We start from the raw sequence: 21,407 nt of genomic DNA on the forward strand, positions 1-21,407 counted from the left end.
AAAATACTATTGCACAACAACCTGAACTGTACCGTTTTCAACATTGAATAACTGATATGAGATAGACAAATCATGTAAGTGCTTTTGTACTGATTCATGGTCTAAGGTGGTAATAAAAACTTGACTACCAAGTTGGCTCAATCGCTCAATTAAACGTTGTTGTGCGGTTAAATCTAATTCTGCTGTCACATCATCTAATAATACCACAGTTTCCTTATTACAAGAATGCAGCATTGCGATTTGCGACAGTTTTAACGCCATCATCAGCAGCTTTTTTTGCCCGCGTGACAGGATCACATCGGCATCCCCCAGAGGGGTTTTCAGACGCAAATCTGCGCGATGTGGACCGTATTCTGTATAACGTCTTTCCAGATCTTTTGCATGCTGATTGGTCAGATCATTCAGCAGGCCGGTTTCACTATGAAACCCCGGACTGTATTCCAGACTGATCTGCAGATCAGGCAATAGCTGCTTTAGATCATCTTCAAAAAAGGACTTCCACTGTTCCACGATACCCGCACGTTGCGAATGCAGAAGTTCACCATACTCACTCAGCATCTGGTTCCAAGGCTCCAGATCGGACAGACTCAAGAAACGTTTGCTTTTGAGCAAACTATTGCGCTGCTTCAAGGCACGCGAATAATATTGCCAGGCATGATAAAACTCAGGTTCCACGTGGAACATTAACCAGTCTAAAAGTTGACGTCGTGGCTTGGCACCATGATCAATAATATCGGTACTTTGTGGGTCAATCAGCTGCAAAGGCAATAGCTTGGCGAGTTGGCCCTGCGTTGCCACCAGATCACCATTGACCTTAATCAGCTGTTCCCCGCTGGCCATTTTTTGCATGCCGATTTTTTCGGTCGTGGACTGTGCAAACACAATCGCGTCCTGTGCGCCATGCTGAATATAATTTTTCGGGATATGGGTACGGAAAGAACGACCGGCAGCCAGCAAATGAATCGCCTCTAAAATCGAGGTTTTACCTGAACCATTTTGGCCATAAAAAACATTAAACGGCTGCAATCCGTGGAGAGCAACCGTCTTTAAATTCCGTACACGCTCAATATGTAAACGCGTAATATGCATGTCTTATACGAGTATCAATAGCCGCGACTTAAACACGCATCGGCATGACGACATAAGTTTGATCGGTATGTGCCGGGTCTTGTACTAACACAGACTGATTGGCTTCAGTCATGGTCATGGAGACATCATCACCATCCAGCACACCCAGCACCTCAATCAAATACTGCGCATTAAACGACATCTCCAGCGGTGAGTCGGCATATTGAATGGCTAAGTCTTCAATCGCCTCATCCTGTTCCGGGTTATTGGCGCGAAGTTGCAGGGAATCGGCATTAAAATTCAGGAACACGCCACGGAGTTTTTCATTACTTAAAATCGCCACACGCTGCAAAGACTGCTTGAACACATCATGCGCAATCATCACGATTTTGTCACCGCCACGTGGAATCACACGACGATAATCCGGGAATTTACCATCAATCAGTTTGGTGGTAAAACGCACGGTAATATCGGCCTGTTCCTTGTCACGGCTTGGCATATTGATGGTCACATTCAGCAGTTCACGACCAATCAGCAAAGATAACTGCTCATCTTCAACACTGAGCAGACGCTGTAATTCCGCAACAGCTTTACGTGGCACAATCGCTTGAATCGGCTGGGTCGCAGTAGATTGAGCCGCAGTTTCACAAAGCGCCAGACGGTGGCCATCGGTGGTCACAGCACGCAGCTGATTGGCATCAATTTCCAGCAAAGTACCGGTCAGGTAAAAACGCACATCCTGCACCGCCATCGCAAAGGCAGTTTTCTCGAATAAACGCTTCAGCTCACGCTGGGTAACAGTTACTTGCGTACCTTGGGTGTTTTCAGTATTCAGTAATGGATAATCATCAGCAGGCAAGGTACCCAGTACAAAACGGCTGTTACCTGATTTGAGAATGCAGCGCTGATCTTCAGTAATATGCAAATCCACCAATGCCGCTGAAGGAAGTGACTTACAGATATCAATCAGCTTACGCGCCGGAACTGTGGTCTCCCCGGCCTGCAAACATGCACCTTCAGCCAGTGTTGTACTGGCCACCAGTTCAACCTCAAGGTCGGAACCGGTCACCGTTAATGCCTGGGCAGTCACCTGAATTTTCAGGTTAGATAAAATATTTAAGGTATGGCGACGTTCAACCGCTCCTACGACATGTGAGAGAACATTCAGTAAGCTTTCTTTCGCGATTTTTAAACGCACGGTGCATTCCTCTAAAGCTGAAGATTAATATAGAAAAAGTGAATTTTTAACGGTTTACTATGCGGCAAAAGCAGCCGCATAGCAAGAATAGAATTTGAGCGATTTAGGTCAACTTTGCAACAGACGTTGCAGGTTTTTATAGTCTTCGTTAAAGATTGGATCTTCCTCACGCAGGCTCTGCACTTTCTCGCAGGCATGCATCACGGTACTGTGATCACGACCACCAAAAGCCATGCCAATTTCTGGAAAACTGTCGCCGGTCAGTTCACGTGCCAGACCCATCGCCAGCTGACGTGGACGGGCATAAATTCGGGTGCGTTTCGGTCCGACAATCTCTTTTAAGGGAATACGGAAATATTCACTGACCACACGCTGAATATTTTCAGTACTGATGGTGCGGGCACGAATCGCCAGCACATCTTTTAAGGATTCACGCACCACATCCAGATCAATCGGTGTGCCTTTAAAACGTGAAATTGCCACCACTTTGTTTAGCGCACCTTCTAGTTCACGCACGTTGGCCACCACCTGCTGCGCAATAAACAGGGCACAGTTACGCGGTAAATCCACCTGATTGCTTTCGGCTTTTCTTAATAAAATTTCAATCCGGGTTTCAATATCCGGTGGTTCAACCCCGACCGACAAGCCCCAGGAAAACCGTGAAACTAAACGTGGATCCAGTTCAGTCAGTTCTTTTGGATAGCGGTCCGAGGTCAGAATAATCTGCTTAGATTCATCTAAAAGTGCGTTAAAGGTGTAGAAAAATTCTACCAGGCTGGCTTCTTTACCGGCCAGTAAATGGATGTCATCGACCAGTAACAAATCCAGAGAACGGCAGTTTTTCTTAAATTCTTCCACTTTGCCTTGCTGCAAAGAACTAACAAAATCTTGTACAAAGCTTTCCGCGGTCATGTACATCACCCGTGCATTCGGCTTGGCCTGCAACAGTGCATTGCCCACGGCCTGCATCAAGTGAGTTTTACCCAGACCGGTCGGCCCATATAAAAATAAGGGATTATGCTGTGAAGCACCGAGTTGGGTCAGTACCTTGCGACAGGTTTCTGCTGCCATCTGGTTAGAACGGCCTTCGACAAACAGCGAGAAAGTAAATAACGGATTGAGCTGACGTCTACGGCTATTTTTAACCGTATCTTCTTTTTCTTTTTTCGGTTTTTGTACCGGCATTGGGGTTGAAGTCAACGCCGCGGTGGTGGTCGCTGGCTGTTCACTGGCCGATAAAATCGCACCAGGACGTGAATCGACCAAAATTTCGACCTTGCGTACCCGTCCTTCGGACAGCTGTTCGGCCAGAATCGTAATCAGTTCCAGATGATGCTCTTGAATGTAACGCGTCCAGTAAGGATTGGGTGCATACAAACGCAAGCTATCTTCCAGCTCTTCTGCAACCAATGGGCGAATCCACATTGTAAAGACATTTCCAGAGAGCTCTTGTCGCAGGCGATTTAAGCAGTCCGTCCAAAGCATGTGAATCCCCTATTCATTCCATTGTTCATTCAAAAAGATGACCGCGACCAAAAGCGGGTCGCCATTCTAACCAAGTTATCCACATCTGTCATGATCATTTCCACAGAAACTGTGCAAAAAGCCATCATCGTGCATAAATTTAAATTTAAAACCCGGTGTGGATAAGTTTATCCGCAAGCTGTGGATAAAATATAGCACAAAGTTATCCACAAAGTATAAAATTATTAGAAACAGTTTTATCCACAACATAAATGTATGTTTAGTTAAATAAAAAGTGGCTTATCCATAGAAAAAGTGCTCCCTAATAATAATAAACTTAAATTTATAAATTTGAATTTATTTATAAGCTTTGAGTTTTCTGTGGATAAATCGAGAGACTACGAATTTAAATTCAAAAACAGAATCTTGCTTTTAAAACCCTGGATGGATTGTGGATAACTTTGTTGATAGAGTTGTTTATAAGTTATATATCTATGTATAACAATAATTTAATCTGTGGTTAAGTATAATTTAGTCATTTCACCAACAGTTTTTTTGAAAACTCGTATAAAAATCTTTTTTAAGCTTATTTGAAAAGAAAAGTGCTTTTGCATTGACAGCTCAAGCAATGAGCACTAAAATCGCGGACCTTCATAGAAAGATCATTTTTTGGAGTTTCAATATGAAACGTACATTCCAACCATCTGAATTAAAGCGTAAGCGTGTTCATGGTTTCCGTGCTCGTATGGCTACTAAAGCTGGTCGTCAAGTATTAGCTCGCCGTCGTGCAAAAGGTCGTCATAGCTTAACTGTTTAATCAGTTACGCTAAGACGATTTTGGGTGTTATGACAAAACTTTATAGTTTTGGTACAGAGTTGCGATTACGCTGTGCCGCCGATTATAAAGGTGTGTTTGATGGTGCGCTTTTTAAAGTGCATCAGCCCCATTTCTTATTTCTTGCAAAACATTCCGAACTGCCAAATAGCCGTTTGGGTTTAGTTGTTGCTAAGAAGAAAGTGCGCCGAGCACACGAACGAAATAGAGTAAAACGACTTGCTCGCGAAAGTTTTCGCCTGCATCAACAGCAATTAGATGACTTAGACATTGTAATCATGCCAAAAATTGGTGTGGAAGCAGTGCCTAATGCAGAATTGCATCAGCAATTACAATTTGCTTGGCAAAAACTGAACCGTCTTGCCAAAAAGCATACAAAAATAGCCCCCTCCCCACAAAAGTAGAGTAGGCCAATGGTACGTTTACTACATTGGTTGATACGTTTCTATCAGATTGCGATCAGTCCTTTATTGGGGCCGCGCTGTCGTTATATTCCAACTTGTTCTCAATATTCCTTGGAAGCAGTCCAGATACATGGGGCTGGACGTGGAGTGTGGCTGGCTACTAAGCGTATTTGCCGTTGTCATCCGTGGGGGGGCTCGGGATATGATCCTGTTCCCTCTAAAGCGATTCGTTTTATTTCATTTCAGCAAATAGATTCTCAAACGCTTCACGTTGCTGTACCCTTTCGTGATCGTTTATTGAACCAAAATCACTCTCACCACTTGGGGTAATACATATGCAACAATGGGCCAGGATTGCAATTCTCGGAGCCATGTTTGTTGTCGCATATTTGCTCATTTTGGCGTGGCAAAAAGATTATGGAAATGCTGAAACCAAACCGCAGCCAGAAACTGCTGTTGTTTCGCATGACGTATCTGCAGATTTGCCAAATGCTCAGACGGCTACAGTTGCCTCTGATCTGCCACAAGCGAATATGCCAGCGCAGCAAGCCACGGATGCCACAGCACCTGTAAGTCAGCAGCTTATTTCAGTACAAACTGACCTTTATCATCTTTGGATCAATCCGAAAGGTGGTGATATTGTTCGTGTTGAATTACTCAATCATGACAAAAACAAGGACAGCGATGAACCGTTCGTGATGCTGGAAAGCGATGCGAAACGTACTTATGTCGCTCAGTCTGGTCTGATCGGTCTAAATGGACCGGACAGCAGCCGTAACGGCCGTCCGACGTATGAGCTGGAAAAAACCGCTTATACCTTGGCAGACGCGAAAGCAACCAAATCTAAAGAGGGTGAAAACCTTAAAGTCTTGTCTGTACCGTTGGTATTTAAAACCGCGGATGGTGTCGAGATTATCAAAACCTTCAATTTCACTGAAGGTGAATATCCGGTTGTTGTGAACCACAAAGTGGTGAACCGCAGTGCTCAGACCTGGCAAGGTCAGATGTTTGGCCAGATCAAACGTGATAATTCAGAAGATCCGGGTAAATCAGACCAGGGTATTTTCACGCTAGGGACTTTCCTGGGCGGTGCCTGGGGTACGCCAGACGAGCAGTACAACAAGCTTAAATTTGACAACTTTGTTGAAGAAAAAGTCAGTACTGAAGCGACAGGTGGCTGGGTTGCCATGGTACAGCACTACTTTGTCAGTGCTTGGGTACCTGGTAATCTGAAGTTGACTCAGGGTAATGGTGAAGCGTATAGCGCCAAGCTTGAATCACGTAAATCAACCGATAACATGAACATTATTGGTTTTACTTCTCCAACCTTTAATGTGCCTGCAGGTACTGTGGCCGAGATTGATGCGACCTTCTATTCAGGTCCAAAAATCCAGTCAGAATTGAAGGATTTGGCCACAGGTTTAAACCAAACAGTCGATTATGGCTGGTTATGGCCAATTGCGAAACTCTTGTTCGTGGGTCTGGAATTCTTCCATGGTTTAGTGGGTAACTGGGGCTGGGCAATTATTCTATTGACCATTCTGGTGAAACTGATTCTGTGGCCATTGTCGTCGAAGAGCTACCGCTCAATGGCGAAAATGCGTGTGATTGCTCCAGAAATGCAGCGTATGAAAGAAGAGTTTGGTGAAGACCGTATGCGCTTCTCTCAGGAAATGATGGCACTGTATAAACGTGAACAGGTCAATCCGCTTGCGGGCTGTTTACCGCTGTTATTACAAATGCCAATCTTCCTGGCTTTGTACTGGGTATTGATGGAATCGGTTGAACTGCGTCATGCGCCATGGATGCTCTGGATTCAGGATTTATCCTCAATGGATCCATGGTTTATCCTGCCATTGTTAATGGGTCTGACGATGTATATTCAACAGTCCTTAAATCCACAACCCACTGATCCAATGCAAGCCAAAGTCTTCAAGATTATGCCGGTGATTTTTACCGTATTCTTGCTGTTCTTCCCTGCGGGCTTGGTTCTATACTGGATTGTGAACAACTTGATCACCATCCTGCAACAAGGCTTGATTAACAAGTCTGTTGCTAAAGAACGTGCCAAACGTGATGAAGCAACGCCAGTCAACTAAGTTGTAATGACGGGCTGAATAAATCCGCTTAAGATGATACTCTTAGGCGGATTTTTTTTGGCTGAACTTTTGGATTTTTTAGGTGAATTTTATGCTCAACCGAACCACGACTATTGCTGCGATTGCAACGCCACCAGGACGTGGCGGCGTTGGGGTGATTCGCCTATCGGGTCCAAAATCCTATGAAATTGCCGAAGCACTCACAAAACAACCCCTTGCCGGTGCACGCTATGCTGCCTTTCGTAAGTTTTACGATACTGCTGGTGAAATTATGGATGAAGGCTTAGCCATTTGCTTCCCGAATCCGCATTCCTTTACCGGCGAGGATGTGGTGGAGTTACAAGGTCATGGCGGTCCGGTGATTCAAAATGCCTTGCTTGCACGTTTGCTGGAACTGGGTGCGATTGCTGCCAAAGCCGGTGAGTTTTCCATGCGTGCTTTTGAAAATGGCAAGATGGACTTGGTACAGGCTGAAGCCATTGCTGACCTGATTGATGCCACTTCACAAGCAGCTGCGCGTTCTGCGGTTCGTTCCCTGCAAGGTGCATTTTCAAACAAAGTCAATACGGTGCTTGAGCAGCTGGTGCATTTACGTTTGCACGTGGAAGCCGCAATTGATTTTCCTGAAGAGGAAATTGACTTTCTGGCCGATGGCAAGATTCTGAATCTGCTCGATGGTGTGGCGACTGCGGTCACGCAAGTTCAGCAATCAGCACGTCAAGGTCAGTTATTGCGTGAAGGTTTGCAAGTGGTGATTGCCGGTAAACCGAATGCCGGTAAATCTTCATTACTGAATGCGCTGGCCGGGATTGAACGTGCGATTGTGACGGATATTGCGGGTACTACGCGTGATGTGCTGCATGAAAAAATCACCTTAAATGGCTTGCCAATTACCCTGACGGATACCGCAGGCTTGCGTGAGACCGGGGATATTGTCGAAAAAGAAGGGATTCGCCGCGCAATCAAGGAAATCGAACAGGCCGATTTGTTACTGCTGGTCTATGACCTAAGTCAAGGTGAAGATCCGCTGCAACTGGCCCAAGAATATTTTGCTGAACATATTGAAGCAAAACGCTTGATGCTGATTGGGAATAAGTGTGATCTGACTGGTGCTGAAGCTGCAATTGCTGATTTGAATGGTTTTCGGCATATCGCAGTCTCTGCCAAGCAGGAAACTGGTGTGCAAGCGCTCATAGAGGCGATTACAGCGCATGCAGGCTTCCAGCCTGAAGAAGATACCTTTATTGCGCGTACCCGTCATTTAGACGCAATGAAACGCACTCAACTGTATTTGGCTGAAGCACGTGAACAATTGGTGGTGTACAACGCCGGTGAACTGGTGGCGGAGTCCTTACGTCTAGCCCAGAATGCACTGGGGGAAATTACTGGTGACTTTAGTGCCGATGATCTGCTTGGAAAAATTTTCGGTTCGTTTTGTATTGGAAAGTAAGCAAAAAATTATGCATAAATAGCTCTCATCAGAGGAATGCCAGTCAGTTAAGAAATTGACTAGTATTTTCTTTTTTAAATTCATGATCATATTTGACAAGTAGAAAAGTCATCCGCAACTGTTTGAGGCAGGACTAGATTTAAAAATGATTGTTTCTGCGACAAATTTACTAGTCGATGGTGGCTGACGAGTTTTGCGGTGAGGAGTGTTGCTCCGCAAGATGCCTTCCTTGCGAAGCCTCGCTTCTCATTTGGGCGAAACCAAAGTAACAAATTATTTTCAAGTATTTGATTTATAAGGTGAAGACTCCGTCATGAACGACTAAAAAGTTAAAGAGTCTATTTCTAAACTCCTTAACTGATCAGCATTACCTCATCAGAGGGCTATTTTAAGCTTTTACACTGAGCTTCTGGTGGCATAACCAGAGCACGACACATAAAGCACTCATCGCCACACAGAAGCTGATCACAGCGAAATTTAATCCAAAATGGTCGGCCAAGTAACCCACCGCAAGAATCGGCACAATGGTGCCCAAATAGCCAATAAACAAGTAGGTCGACATCACCGCGGCCCGGTTTTGCAAAGTGGTGATAGCATGAATTACGCCAAAAGCCCCCATCAGGGCAAAACCATGCCCAATACCAAATAAAAAATCGCTCACGAAGAATAAGAAACTTGCCTTAAGCAATATACACAATGCAAGGCTGAGCAGGCTAATCAGCATCATGACCAAGCCGATATTCAGACATTTTTTTGCAGCGACCGCTTTGGCCAGGTATTGCACCACTGCAGATACCAGCAGAATACAGGTAATGGCGGTACCACTTACTAAAGGACCATGCCACGGTAAAATATCTTGCACAAAAGAAGGCGAAAGTGAGGCAAATAAACTAAAGGCAGCAAAGGCACTAAATGCAGTGAACCCAATGATCATAAATACAGCATGATATTGAGCCTCAGGACGCTGTAATTTGGGGGCGATACTAAAGGGCTGACGCTCAAAAGCAGGCACTTTTAACCAGAATAAGCCGATAAAACAAAGCACTGCTCCAACAATAATCGGAATATAGGGAGTCACCAGTGGGGCTTGAGAAAACTGCGCAATGACACCTCCGATAAACGGACCCAGACCAAAGCCAATCGCAGTCAAAATAGAGACCCATTGCGGCGCAAGCTGCTTATGACTCTCCGGAATGGTCTGCATCATGCCAAGCATGGCAGAAGTCGTCATCAAACCAGAGGCAATCCCGATAATGAAACGGCCCAGAGATAAAATCAGGGCATTATTGGCAAAGACCGAAATAATCAAACCCAGACTAATAAACACGAGGCCAATTTGTAGAGTTTTTAAAAAGCCAATGCTATTGCTGGTGCGCCCCAGAAACAATAAGGTGCCCAGACAGCCAAACATATAGGCGACAAAAATATAGGTAATCTGGCTTGGGGATAAATTCCAGAGTTGTTGATAAATCGGATAGAGTGGACTCGCTAAAGCAGTACCAATCGTTCCCATGATTAAAGCCAGGCTGACCATCCAGAAGGGTCGCCAAGTGGTTATTGTTGTCATGAACATGCCGTTATAGTGTTGATCCTTGGCCAATCCATGTCAGGGCATAGCGAAGAAAAAGAAAAGTATATGCAGTGTAGAGCGGGCCAAGAAACATGGTCAAGGGCGAATCAGTAAAAGATTTTAAATCAAATAGATGTGTTTATATGTATTTCAATAAAATAATATATTATTTTATAAGATATAAAATCTTAACCAGAATGTAATGTGGTGCAAGAATTTATTTTTGTCCGTTATTTAAGCTTCTTTTATCGCTTCTGTTCCACGTGAAACATAATTCACTGATTAAACTTGGAATAAACAGTAACATAAATCCGTGGGTAATTTAAAAGCAGACCCATTAGAATCGAAGCATATTTTTATCTGATTCATGTAGAACATTCATGTTAAAAAAAACACTGATTATTGCTTTAAGTACATTTGTTTCAAGCTTCGCATTCGCTAATATTGATATGGTAAAAGCCAATCTGGCAAAGAATAGCCCCAATTTAAAAATCGAAAATATCCAGACCACGGAAATGAAGGGTATCTACAGTGGTTTTATGCAGGGTCAGGTGGTTTATCTGAATGAAGATGCCCAGCATCTGCTTGCTGGGTCGATGCTGCGGATTCAGGATCAGCATAATCTGACCCGTGATTTGATGCTAAAACAGAACAGTGTTGACTGGAAAAAATTGCCGCTTCAAGATGCTGTGAAAAGTGTAAGAGGTACGGGTAAACGTCAGATTGCGATCTTTTCTGACCCAAATTGCCCGTATTGTAAACAGCTTGAAGTAGAGTTGAAAAAACTCAAGGATGTGACGATTTATACTTTTATTCTGCCTTTAAAGCCACAATCGGTTGCGCCTTCAAAACAGGTGTATTGCGCGTCTAATCCTGCTCAGGCTTGGGAAGATCTGATCACTCAAGGTAGCCTGCCAAAATCGAAAAAAAGTTGTGCCAATCCGATTGAGCGCAATAAAAAACTGGCCCAGTCTTTGGGTGTGAATGGGACACCAGCAATTATTTTTTCGAATGGTTTTAAAGTCATGGGGGCCTATCCGGCAGAACAGATCGAACAGATTTTTAAGGAATTTTCACTATAAAGTCGAGAGAGATCCAAGAGCAAAAAGCACCCGACTGGGTGCTTTTACTGGAACTGCTCAGATTGAGCCAGAACCGCTTAGACCGTACGGCGTTTGGTCAGCATGTTATAAATAAACAGAATAATCACCGCACCGATCACGGAAGCAATCAGACCTGCCGCAGAATCTGCCGAATAAAGACCGAGCATACGACCAGCAAATGTAGCCAATAAGGAACCGGCAATACCTAACAGGGTCGTCATGATAAAGCCTGCCTTGTCATTACCTGGATGGATTGCACGTGCAATCAGACCCGCGATAAAACCAATGACAATCGCCACAATAATTGTCCACATAGGTATGCTCCTTGTTATCATGTCTTTGTTTTTACATCATGTTTAATTATCTTGAAACAGAATAGAAAGCAAAAAAAGTTGAATCCTGAAACGAGATGTTATTTTTTGTTCCTGTTTTTCTGTCTATTTGAGACATAAAAAAAGTGGCCTAAGCCACTTTTTAAAATAAATTTTAAAGACCGATTTCACCAATAAATGGCAGATGACGATACTTCTGGTCATAGTCCAGACCATAACCTACGATAAATTTATCTTCAACTTCAAAGCCCAAAAATTCGACCTTTAAATCGATTTCACGACGTGATGGTTTACTTACCAAAGTACACAGTTGAATCGAGTTCGGTTGGCGGGTTTGCAGGATTTCCAGCACCTTGCTCAAGGTATTACCCGAGTCAATAATATCTTCAACCACCAGCACGTCTTTGCCACGGATTTCGCCGTCTAAATCTTTCAGAATTTTTACATCACACGAAGATACGGTGCCACCGCCATAACTGGATACCGTCATGAAATCCAGTTCATGAGGTTTGGAAATCACCCGACACAAATCGGCCATAAAAATCACTGAACCACGTAATAAACCGATGAGCACAAGGTCTTTGTCACTATGGGCATAGTGTGCATCGATTTGAGCACCAAGCTCTTTGACTTTAGCTTGAATTTCTTCAGCGGAAATCATTACGCTCATTTGAACGGTCATGGGTAGATACCTAAAAAGTAAAAATAGCAAAATAAAAAAGGTGTTGACCTGCAACACCTGAATACACTGTAATTTTAATACATCCCTACTGCAGATGCACCTGTTTTGCATGCTGTAAATGTAATCATTTCTTTGCTGCCTGCGAATCCCTGCGCAGGATGAAAGTACAGGTCAGCAACATGGCAGAGACGATCAGCCAGCGATGGCGGTGCTGGGTTTTAGTTGTCTGAGCGGGTACATCGTGCTTTGACATAGACAGCTTCTCCGTAGACATAGGTCACTGCAATATTACGGTCATCGCCGAGCATGGTCAGTGCAAAAAATGCATCTTCAATATTTTTTGCTCTGCTTTGGCGTAACTGCTGTAAAGCGGTGGCATTTAGATCCAGCACCACAAAGTCCGCCTCCTTGCCGATATTAAAGTTCCCCAAACGATCGTCCAGACTTAAGGCTTTAGCACCGCCTAAGGTGGCATGATACAAGGCTTCAAAAGCAGAGAGTTTTTCTCCCTGCAATTGCTGCACTTTGTAGGCTTCATTTAAGGTCTGTAGCTGGTTAAACGAGGTGCCTGCCCCGATGTCGGTACCCAGACCAACTTTCACCTGCTTGTCCCACGCTTTCTTTAATGGGAATAAACCACTGCCCAGAAACAGGTTTGAGGTCGGACAAAAGGCAATCGCTGAATTGGTCTGCTGCATGCAATCCCACTCCTGCTCTTCCAGGTGTACACAATGTGCAAACACTGATTTTTCACCGGTTAAACCATAGTGATGATAGACATCCAGGTAGCCTTTACGTTCCGGAAATAACTCTTTGACCCAGGCAATTTCATTTTTATTTTCACTTAAATGGGTATGTACATAGACATCTGGATATTCGGCTTTGAGCTGACCTGCTTTTTCAAGTTGTTCATTGGTGGACGTCGGGGCAAAGCGAGGGGTAATGGCATACAGGTTACGGCCCTGCCCATGCCATTTTTCAATCAGCGCTTTAGAATCGGTATAAGCGCTTTCTGCTGTATCTGTCAGCGCTTCCGGTGCATGTCGGTCCATCAAGATTTTACCGGCGATCAGACGCATATTTCTGCGGCTCGCCGCTGTAAACAAAGCATCTACTGATTCAGGATGTACGGTACAGAAGACCAGTGCCGTGGTGGTGCCATTTTTAAGCAATTCCTGCACAAAAAATTCGGCGATTTTTTCGCTATAGGCTGTATCTGCAAACTGGATTTCTGTTGGAAAGGTATAGGTATTTAACCATTCCAGCAGTTGTTCGCCATAGGCCCCGACCATCTCGGTTTGCGGGAAATGAATATGGGTATCGATCAATCCCGGCACAATCAGCTGTTCAGGATAATGGGCGACCTGGATATTTTCAGCTAGATGTTTCTGCCCTTCATCCCAGCTGCCAAACCATTGAATCTTGCCGTCTTGCATGATAATCAGACCATCTTCTACATAGCGCACCTGGTCATCAATCTCATGTGCCTGGGCAACTGTATGCTGGATATCAAGGAAACGACCGCGGACTGCCGTTGTTGCAATCTGAGAAGACATGTTAAAACCTGTGCTTTTAATTTTTTCAATAGATTGTAACCCACTTCAGTGGATTTATAACGTGATCATGCTGACTTCATTTGCCTGAGTTAAGTCGAAGCTGTGGTAAGGCAGTCGAGCAATAAAAAAAGTCCGCTCATGATTGAACGGACTTTTGTGACGCTAAAGATGATCGTCTATACAGTTATTAGAGCGTGGTTTGGTTATGTTTTTTACTGTGGCGAATCGACAGGATCGCCGTGATCGTCAAGACAATCACAATAAAGCTCAGTGAAATCCAGATTGGCATATGGAATACATCCAGCATCAGCATTTTAAAGCCGATAAAGACCAGAATAATCCCGAGGCCATAGGGCAGATAATGCATTTTTGATGCGGCACCCGATAACAGGAAGAACATCGCGCGCAGACCCAAAATCGCCATCAGGTTAGCAGTCAGTACAATGAAGGGATCGGTGGTCACAGCGAAAATTGCCGGAATAGAATCGACCGCAAAGATCACATCCGAGGCTTCGACCAGAATCAAAACCAGGAATAACGGCGTTGCCCACAGTAAACCATCTTTACGGATAAAGAATTTGTCAGCTTCAAGTTGCGGGGTAATCCGCATACGTTTACGCAGCCATTTCAGAATCGCCATATCTTCAATATTGCTTTCTTCTTCATCCTGACCACGCAGGAATTTAAAGCCGGTATACACCAGGAAGGCACCGAAGATATATAAAATCCATGAGAATTCCTGAACGAACCAGGCGCCAATAAAAATAAAGATGGTTCTGAGGACAATCGCACCGAGTACACCGTAGAGCAGCAATTTACGTTGCAGCGCGGGTGGAATGGCGAAAGCAGCGAAGATCATCAGCCAGACAAAGACGTTATCAATTGCCAGGGATTTTTCCAGCAGATAACCAGCGAAGTATTCCATGACCTTGGCATTGGCAATTGCAGTACCTGCGGTCTGCTCCAGATAGAGCCATAAACCACCACCAAATAAAGTCGCGACACTGACCCAGGCAATACTCCAGTAGGCCGCAGTCCGGACTTTTACTTCCTGGCCTTGTTTTTGTTTGAAGCCTAAAAAATCAATAAACAGCATCACCAGAACGATGCCAAAAAAAGCCAGATACAGCCACAGCGTACCAATTGTTTCCATGTGAATCCTCCACATCTGACAATCGGCCATAAAAAAACCTTGACCTGTTGTCAGATGAAAAACATCTATACCAACATGATCAAGGTCTTGCCTACATCTTACTGTTACACTTCTCATTCAAAGTGTTGCAGTAAAATGCTCAGATACCGACTTTTTGCAAAGTGTAATGACGATATTCTGACACGTTTAACAAGTTGAACCGCAATTGTTAAACGTTTGGAGGAGGCTACTCCCCTTGTTCAAACTAAATTTTGTTTGAGCCAATGCTCAATATGCAGGAAGCATGACAGGTTTTTGTTAAGACTACAATTTCATTTACAAAAAATCATGATTCAAGTTGCTTTTAGAGTCATAAAATCCGGGCGGCGAATTAAATATAAAGTGACAAGAAAACCCAGACTGGCCAAGATTGCCCCGACCCAGCCAATAGCATATAACCCGATCTGTGCCGTTACCATTCCACCAAGCAAGGCACCACTGCCAATCCCGATATTATACAGGCCAGAATAAATCGCCATGGCCACGTCGGTGGCATCTGAGGCCAGATTCAAGGTCTTGGCTTGCAGGGCCAGACTGAAACCAATAATACTGATGCCCCAGAGTAAAGCCAAGGTATTTAACTGCAAGACATTGCTGGACAATGGCAACAATAATAGCAATGAGATGGTCAGCCCAAGTGTGAAAAATGGAATAGTAAGTTTGGGAAAATGCGGTGCAAAACGGCCAAATAGATAAGAGCCGATTAAACCTGCCCCACCATAGACCAGCAATAAAGTCGTGGTCTGTACAGAACTGAGCTGGGCAATATTCAGTGAAAATGGCTCGATATAACTATAGGCGGTGAATTGTGCACTAATTACAATGACCGTCAGGGCAAATACCAGCATCAGGCTTGGACGTTTTAACAAGGTTTTCAAGCTGCTGAGTGAACCTGAATTGACACTCGGTAATAAGGGCAAGGTTTTGGCCAGTAGCAGGCAGACCACGCTGGCGACGATGGCAATCAAGGCAAAACTATTGCGCCAGCCATAGGCCTCCCCGATCATGCGACCAAAGGGAATTCCCAGAACCATGGCCATGGCAGTACCTGTGGCCAATAAACCCAAGGCTTGAAATTCTTTGCCTGCTGGTGCGACACGTACTGCAAGCGAAGCGGTAATTGACCAAAACAGCGCGTGGGCTACTGCAATCCCGATCCGGCTAAATACCAGAACACTGAAACTCCAGGCAAAATAAGACAGCACATGACTGGAAATGAAGACCGCAAATAAAACCATCAACAAGAAACGTCGTTCAATGTTTTTGGTCAGTAGCATCATCGGTAAAGACAATAAAGCCACGACCCAGGCATAAATGGTCAGCATCAACCCGACCTGAGTCGCCGACATGTCAAAACTTGCACCAATATCACTGAGTAAGGCCACGGGAATAAATTCGGTGGTGTTGAAAATAAAGGCGGCACTGGCTAACGCAATTACGCAGATCCATTGACGTCTTACCGAGGAGCTAAAAGAAGGGCTGGACATAAATATCTGGCTTAAACAACAGACAGGCAGTTTAAACCTGTTCATTGCACGGTGATATCAGGAAAGAGCACAGATTCACAATCGTTTAAAGAAATCGAACAATATGCGACTGAAAAATATGTCAGTCTGGATTAAAAATACGGAGTTTAGAGGATGTTGATTGAGCATCAGCAACAAGGCAGTCAAGGTCAATGGTTTGTCGAGCCAAATGAAAAGCGTCTGGCTGAAATGAGCTATTTCTGGAAAGATGAGGATCGACTGGTGATTGAACATACCTGGGTCGATGACAGTTTGCGTGGACAGCATGTCGGACATTATCTGGTCGAAGCAGCGGTCAAGTTTGCCCGTGAGCAAGGGGTCAAGATTATTCCGGAATGCCCTTTTGCTCAATCGGTATTTGAGCGTGATCCTAATTTCAGCGATGTGTTAAGCAGTTAAAAATGAAAATAAAGGTGGAGATCTATGCAGATTCAATATCAAGATTCAAAACGCGGTGGTGTATTTTTTATGGAAGATAAAGGTCGACGTCTGGCCGAGATTACCTATCAATGGCGGGAAGCCTCGGTGATTATTGCAGATCATACCTGGGTCGATCATTCCTTGCGTGGTCAGGGCGTTGCCCGAAAAATGCTGGATGTGCTGGTCGATTTTGCCCGTGAAAAAAGTTTAACCATCATTCCGCAATGTTCCTATGTGGATGTGATGTTTAAGCGTGACCAAAGTTTATCTGATGTCGCGGCCTCTTCTACTTAATCATTTAGATCGATTTGCCAAGAGCAAAACGGCCTAATGAGCTTTCAATACAAGCTGATAAGTAGTGCGGTGATATGCCCTATTTTTCACTCCAGCTACAAATAAAAAAAAGTCCGCCAAGCGGACTTTTTACTTTCCCGCATTAATTGAGTTCGATCATCACTTTCAAGGCCTTTTCATCGGCTGCATGCTTGAACACATCATAAGCTTTTTCAAATTCATTAAATTTAAAGTGATGGGTCGCCAGTTTTTCCAGCGGTAATTTACCGGAACAGCAGGTTTTGAGCAGCATAGCAGTGGTATTGGCATTGACCAGTCCGGTGGTGATGGTCAGGTTTTTAATCCAGAGTTTATTCAGTTCAAAATTAACTGATTTGCCATGTACGCCGACATTGGCAATATGTCCACCCTCTTTGACTACATGCTGGCAGATATTCCAGGTCGCCTCCAGACCAACCGCTTCAATGGCACAATCGACCCCTCGCCCATCCGTCAGCTCCAGCACACGTTGTATGGCATCTTCTTTCGCGGAGTTAATGCTATGCGTCGCTCCCACTGTTTTGGCGAACTCGAGTCGGTTGTCATCGACATCGACCATGATAATGTTGGCCGGTGAATAGAATTGAGCGGTCAGCAGGCAGCTCATGCCGATCGGGCCGGCACCGACAATCACCACATTGTCTCCGGGTTTGACATCGCCATATTGCACACCAATTTCATGTGATGTCGGCAAGATATCCGATAAAAACACAGCGACATCTTCATTTAATCCTTCAGGTAAATGATAAAGGGAAGTATCCGCAAACGGCGTGCGTACATATTCGGCATGAGTACCATCAATCATATAGCCCATGATCCAGCCGCCTTCATTGCGACAATGTGCATACAGCTGTTTCTGACAGTTTTCACAGGTTCCGCAGCGGCTGACACAGGAAATAATCACCAGGTCGCCTTTTTTGAAGTTTTGAACGGCAGAACCGACTTCTTCTACAATACCAATGCCTTCATGACCTAAAATACGGCCATTAAAACTGCCCTGTTTGCGTGTCGCTTGCTGTTCAATTTCCGGGTTTTTACCTTTCCAGATCCCGAGATCTGTACCACAAATAGTGACTTTAGTGAGTTTGATAACCGCATCGCTGGGATGCAAAATAGTGGGAATGGGACGGTCTTCAAACCGGATGTCGTTTTCGCCGTAATAGACCATGGCTTTCATTGTTGTCATGACACATCTCCTGAAGGAGTGAGGAATGAGAATGACCTGATTCTGATCTGGCTGTCAGGTCTATAAATACCTGTGTTCTTCTCGATTGTGCCTTGAGTGATGTGCTGCTGCAATCTATCTCGCCTTCAGATTGCAACAAAACATCATGCGTAATGACTGATGAGTGATCGGCATTTTAGGCCAATTTGACATCATGCAATGCGAAGGTCAAAACCGCCATTCTCTCTTTTTGCTAAAACAATTGCCCTGAAAAAAGAAGCCCGCATCGCGGGCTTCTTTTTTCACATACTTATCCACGCATCTATTTTATGCGTTTAAAGCACTGATCAATTTCTGATGCAAACCACCAAAACCGCCATTTGACATGATCACCACCGCATCGCCCTCACCTGCCTCTGCTACCACGGTCTGAATGATGTCATCCAGTGTGCGTGCAATTTTGGCTTTATTTGGCGCAGCATTAATGACCGGTTGCAGATCCCAGTCCAGTCCTTCCGGTTGATACCAGATTACTGCATCGGCCAGACGTGCTGAATGAGCCAGACCCTCTTTATGACTGCCCATACGCATGGTATTGGAGCGTGGTTCAATAATTGCCCAGAGTTTGCGTTCACCCAGACGTTTGCGCGCGCCCTCCAAGGTCGTATCAATCGCTGTCGGATGATGGGCGAAATCATCATAAACCTCAATACCACGGACTGTGCCTAACAGTTCCATACGGCGTTTTACCCCACCGAAATTAGATAAAGCTTCACAGGCGGTTTCAATCGAGACACCGACATGCTCGGCAGCGGCAATCGTCGCGAGCGCATTGGCCACCGAATGCTGTCCGGTCATGCTCCACTGCACTTCACCTTTCACCACACCGTGTTGCAAGACTTTAAAGTGAGAACCATCTGTCGATAACTGTTCGGCATACAGTTCAGATTTTTGATTGGCATCCAGACTGGTGCGCACCACCGGTGTCCAGCAACCCTGCTCTAGTACTTCATCGATATTGCTTTCGGTAATCGGCGCAATGATGCGGCCTTTGCTTGGAATGGTACGAACTAAATGATGGAACTGCTTTTGAATCGCGGCCAGATCATCAAAGATATCGGCATGGTCAAATTCAAGGTTATTTAAAATCGCCGTTTTTGGATGGTAATGTACAAACTTGGAACGCTTGTCGAAGAAAGCCGAATCATATTCATCCGCTTCCACACAGAAATATTTGCCGCCACCGAGACGTGCACTCTCACTAAAACCCAGTGGCACACCACCAATCAGGAAGCCTGGCTCTAAACCGGCTTGATCCAGCACCCAGGCCAGCATGGTTGTGGTGGTGGTTTTGCCATGTGTACCCGCAACCCCCAATACATGTTTGCCTTGCAGAACATGATCTGCCAGGAACTGTGGGCCTGAAATATAAGGCAAGCCTTCATTCAGCATATATTCTACTGCATCAATACCACGCTTCATGGCATTGCCGACAATGATCAGGTCCGGATGTGGCTGCAAGTGACTACGCTCATAACCCTGCATCAAGCTGATGCCTGCATTTTCAAGTTGGGTCGACATCGGTGGATAGACGTTCAAATCTGAACCTGTCACCTTGTGGCCCAGGTCGCGTGCAAGGAGCGCCAGCGATCCCATAAAAGTGCCACAAATACCCAAAATATGCAGATGCATCTACTTCACTCCGTTCCTGTCTGACCCATCACCTTATATTGGTGCGGTTATCATGATTTATTCAATTTGCAAGCAACGATAGCAAGGCTTACACGGAAAAGATAGTCAAAGTTCAAGCATTGCTGCGGGAATTTTTAAATCCTGTTTCACGGATAAATTCAGAGAAAATTTCAAATTTAGAGAATATCTTTTTGCAAAATAAATCGTAGAATAAACCCGATCTTTTTGCAGAGTACATGCCGATGTTACCGGCTTTATTTCTTCTGGTAATTGCCAATTGCTTTATGACCTTGGCATGGTATGGGCATTTAAAATTTTTACCGCATGATGCGCCGTTGTGGCAGGCAATTTTATTCAGCTGGATGATTGCCCTGTTTGAATATAGTCTGATGATTCCGGCCACCCGATTACTGGCACAGCAGGGACTGGCCGTGGGGCAAATGAAAATCACTCAGGAAGTGGTGACCTTGCTGGTCTTTGTGCCTTTTATGATTTTCATGTTTAAGCAGCCCTTTAAACTGGATTATCTCTGGGCAGCCTTGTGTCTGTGCGGATGTGTGTATTTTGTCTTCAGAAGTTCCTGATCGAAAGCTTTGCAGACTACAGGCCTATTTTTATTCCAGTTTTTAATATTCTGCCAAAAAAATAAGAAAAATCGAACCTTGCTTTGACCGTTAAATTTTATGAAGCCGAAAAATCAGTCTATAATAAGCACCTCCTATTAAAGCTTGGCTCTCTCGTCGAGATTTATTTTTTGTTACTTTAATCTCTGGAAAATTTGCAATGAATGCGGCTGCTGCACAAGATGCTCCTCTAGTAGGAATTATCATGGGTTCTCAATCAGATTGGGCAACTCTCGAACATACTGCCAACATGCTCAAGCAGCTTGGTGTCCCATTTGAAGCTGAAGTCGTTTCTGCACACCGTACTCCTGACCGTTTATTTGAATATGCTGAACAGGCGCGTGATCGTGGCATTCAGGTGATTATTGCCGGTGCTGGTGGTGCTGCGCATTTGCCGGGCATGTGTGCGGCAAAGACTGATCTTCCAGTCTTGGGTGTGCCAGTCAAATCATCCATTTTAAACGGCGTCGATTCTTTGCTTTCAATTGTACAAATGCCAGCAGGTATTGCGGTGGGTACGCTTGCGATTGGCCCTGCCGGTGCAACCAATGCAGCCATTATGGCAGCGCAAATTTTAGGTCTGACCCGCCCTGATATCGCGAAAAATGTTGCAGATTTCCGTGCGGCACAAACAGATAAAGTGGCAAGCAATAACATTCCTGGTCAAAACTAAAACCAAGCTTCATACGGGACAG

Annotated in this window: 21 protein-coding genes; 10 read left to right on the top strand and 11 right to left on the bottom strand. The window is 44.7% G+C overall.

The window, feature by feature from the left end; translation table 11 throughout:
* Window positions 1-6: 6 nt before the first annotated feature.
* The 3 genes from recF to dnaA all read right to left on the bottom strand — a co-directional run bounded on the left by recF (window position 7) and on the right by dnaA (window position 3,751).
* Window positions 7-1,089, bottom strand: a complete 1,083-nt coding sequence (gene recF / locus FTU87_RS14175) for a DNA replication/repair protein RecF (RefSeq protein WP_100355780.1) — start codon at window positions 1,087-1,089, stop codon at window positions 7-9.
* 28 nt (window positions 1,090-1,117) lie between these two features.
* A complete protein-coding gene (gene dnaN / locus FTU87_RS14180; protein WP_074383791.1) occupies window positions 1,118-2,266 on the bottom strand; it encodes a DNA polymerase III subunit beta in 1,149 nt (382 codons plus the stop codon).
* A 108-nt stretch (window positions 2,267-2,374) separates the two neighbouring features.
* The gene (gene dnaA / locus FTU87_RS14185; protein WP_074383792.1) at window positions 2,375-3,751 is read right to left on the bottom strand and encodes a chromosomal replication initiator protein DnaA; all 1,377 of its coding nucleotides are present in this window, start codon (window positions 3,749-3,751) and stop codon (window positions 2,375-2,377) included.
* 661 nt (window positions 3,752-4,412) lie between these two features.
* Here dnaA and rpmH point away from each other — a divergent pair.
* From rpmH to mnmE, 5 genes are all read left to right on the top strand, one after another.
* Window positions 4,413-4,547 carry a 50S ribosomal protein L34 gene (gene rpmH, locus FTU87_RS14190; RefSeq protein ID WP_000831329.1) on the top strand — a complete coding sequence of 45 codons (135 nt, stop codon included), beginning with the start codon at window positions 4,413-4,415 and terminating at the stop codon, window positions 4,545-4,547.
* Window positions 4,548-4,576: 29 nt separating this feature from the next.
* Window positions 4,577-4,969 carry a ribonuclease P protein component gene (rnpA, locus tag FTU87_RS14195; RefSeq protein WP_100355778.1) on the top strand — a complete coding sequence of 131 codons (393 nt, stop codon included), beginning with the start codon at window positions 4,577-4,579 and terminating at the stop codon, window positions 4,967-4,969.
* 9 nt (window positions 4,970-4,978) lie between these two features.
* Window positions 4,979-5,299, top strand: coding sequence for a membrane protein insertion efficiency factor YidD (gene yidD, locus FTU87_RS14200; RefSeq protein WP_005173498.1), 321 nt, complete (start codon window positions 4,979-4,981; stop codon window positions 5,297-5,299).
* Window positions 5,300-5,304: 5 nt separating this feature from the next.
* Window positions 5,305-7,068: a membrane protein insertase YidC gene (gene yidC, locus FTU87_RS14205; protein WP_005173495.1), complete on the top strand. Its 1,764-nt coding sequence runs from the start codon at window positions 5,305-5,307 to the stop codon at window positions 7,066-7,068.
* 91 nt (window positions 7,069-7,159) lie between these two features.
* A complete protein-coding gene (gene mnmE / locus FTU87_RS14210) occupies window positions 7,160-8,518 on the top strand; it encodes a tRNA uridine-5-carboxymethylaminomethyl(34) synthesis GTPase MnmE (RefSeq protein ID WP_005173492.1) in 1,359 nt (452 codons plus the stop codon).
* 388 nt (window positions 8,519-8,906) lie between these two features.
* On the opposite strand, the gene FTU87_RS14215 is transcribed toward mnmE, so the two are convergent.
* On the bottom strand, window positions 8,907-10,052 hold the full coding sequence (locus tag FTU87_RS14215; RefSeq protein ID WP_180086101.1) for an MFS transporter: 1,146 nt from the start codon (window positions 10,050-10,052) through the stop codon (window positions 8,907-8,909).
* A 416-nt stretch (window positions 10,053-10,468) separates the two neighbouring features.
* Here FTU87_RS14215 and FTU87_RS14220 point away from each other — a divergent pair, with 416 nt between their 5' ends.
* Entirely contained in the window at window positions 10,469-11,170 is a 702-nt protein-coding gene (locus tag FTU87_RS14220) for a DsbC family protein (protein ID WP_180086091.1), read from the top strand.
* A gap of 77 nt (window positions 11,171-11,247) precedes the next feature.
* On the opposite strand, the gene FTU87_RS14225 is transcribed toward FTU87_RS14220, so the two are convergent.
* The 5 genes from FTU87_RS14225 to FTU87_RS14245 all read right to left on the bottom strand — a co-directional run bounded on the left by FTU87_RS14225 (window position 11,248) and on the right by FTU87_RS14245 (window position 16,440).
* Window positions 11,248-11,505: a GlsB/YeaQ/YmgE family stress response membrane protein gene (locus FTU87_RS14225; protein ID WP_005173486.1), complete on the bottom strand. Its 258-nt coding sequence runs from the start codon at window positions 11,503-11,505 to the stop codon at window positions 11,248-11,250.
* A gap of 172 nt (window positions 11,506-11,677) precedes the next feature.
* Window positions 11,678-12,205 (bottom strand): hypoxanthine phosphoribosyltransferase, encoded by a 528-nt coding sequence (hpt, locus tag FTU87_RS14230; protein ID WP_100358101.1) that lies wholly within the window; start codon window positions 12,203-12,205, stop codon window positions 11,678-11,680.
* A 218-nt stretch (window positions 12,206-12,423) separates the two neighbouring features.
* Window positions 12,424-13,761 carry a guanine deaminase gene (gene guaD / locus FTU87_RS14235; protein ID WP_180097694.1) on the bottom strand — a complete coding sequence of 446 codons (1,338 nt, stop codon included), beginning with the start codon at window positions 13,759-13,761 and terminating at the stop codon, window positions 12,424-12,426.
* Window positions 13,762-13,948: 187 nt separating this feature from the next.
* Complete coding sequence (locus tag FTU87_RS14240) at window positions 13,949-14,914, bottom strand: TerC family protein (protein ID WP_100535510.1); 966 nt, start codon at window positions 14,912-14,914, stop codon at window positions 13,949-13,951.
* Between the two features lie 332 nt (window positions 14,915-15,246).
* Window positions 15,247-16,440 (bottom strand): sugar transporter, encoded by a 1,194-nt coding sequence (locus tag FTU87_RS14245; RefSeq protein WP_180097696.1) that lies wholly within the window; start codon window positions 16,438-16,440, stop codon window positions 15,247-15,249.
* Between the two features lie 153 nt (window positions 16,441-16,593).
* Between FTU87_RS14245 and FTU87_RS14250 the strand changes: the two genes are divergently transcribed.
* Both FTU87_RS14250 and FTU87_RS14255 read left to right on the top strand, forming a co-directional pair.
* The gene (locus FTU87_RS14250; protein ID WP_005173474.1) at window positions 16,594-16,878 is read left to right on the top strand and encodes a GNAT family N-acetyltransferase; all 285 of its coding nucleotides are present in this window, start codon (window positions 16,594-16,596) and stop codon (window positions 16,876-16,878) included.
* 24 nt (window positions 16,879-16,902) lie between these two features.
* Entirely contained in the window at window positions 16,903-17,193 is a 291-nt protein-coding gene (locus tag FTU87_RS14255) for a GNAT family N-acetyltransferase (RefSeq protein WP_005173472.1), read from the top strand.
* A gap of 142 nt (window positions 17,194-17,335) precedes the next feature.
* Here FTU87_RS14255 and FTU87_RS14260 read toward each other — a convergent pair whose 3' ends face one another.
* The gene (locus tag FTU87_RS14260) at window positions 17,336-18,418 is read right to left on the bottom strand and encodes a zinc-dependent alcohol dehydrogenase family protein (RefSeq protein WP_180097698.1); all 1,083 of its coding nucleotides are present in this window, start codon (window positions 18,416-18,418) and stop codon (window positions 17,336-17,338) included.
* A gap of 306 nt (window positions 18,419-18,724) precedes the next feature.
* A complete protein-coding gene (mpl, locus tag FTU87_RS14265; RefSeq protein WP_180097700.1) occupies window positions 18,725-20,089 on the bottom strand; it encodes a UDP-N-acetylmuramate:L-alanyl-gamma-D-glutamyl-meso-diaminopimelate ligase in 1,365 nt (454 codons plus the stop codon).
* A gap of 242 nt (window positions 20,090-20,331) precedes the next feature.
* On the opposite strand from mpl, the gene FTU87_RS14270 reads away from it, so the two are divergent.
* Window positions 20,332-20,673 carry a DMT family protein gene (locus FTU87_RS14270; protein WP_074384157.1) on the top strand — a complete coding sequence of 114 codons (342 nt, stop codon included), beginning with the start codon at window positions 20,332-20,334 and terminating at the stop codon, window positions 20,671-20,673.
* A gap of 199 nt (window positions 20,674-20,872) precedes the next feature.
* Window positions 20,873-21,385 carry a 5-(carboxyamino)imidazole ribonucleotide mutase gene (purE, locus tag FTU87_RS14275; protein WP_005173464.1) on the top strand — a complete coding sequence of 171 codons (513 nt, stop codon included), beginning with the start codon at window positions 20,873-20,875 and terminating at the stop codon, window positions 21,383-21,385.
* Window positions 21,386-21,407: the final 22 nt, after the last annotated feature.

This window comes from Acinetobacter sp. YH12156, from assembly GCF_013418235.1.
In the GTDB taxonomy this organism is placed as follows: domain Bacteria; phylum Pseudomonadota; class Gammaproteobacteria; order Pseudomonadales; family Moraxellaceae; genus Acinetobacter; species Acinetobacter pseudolwoffii.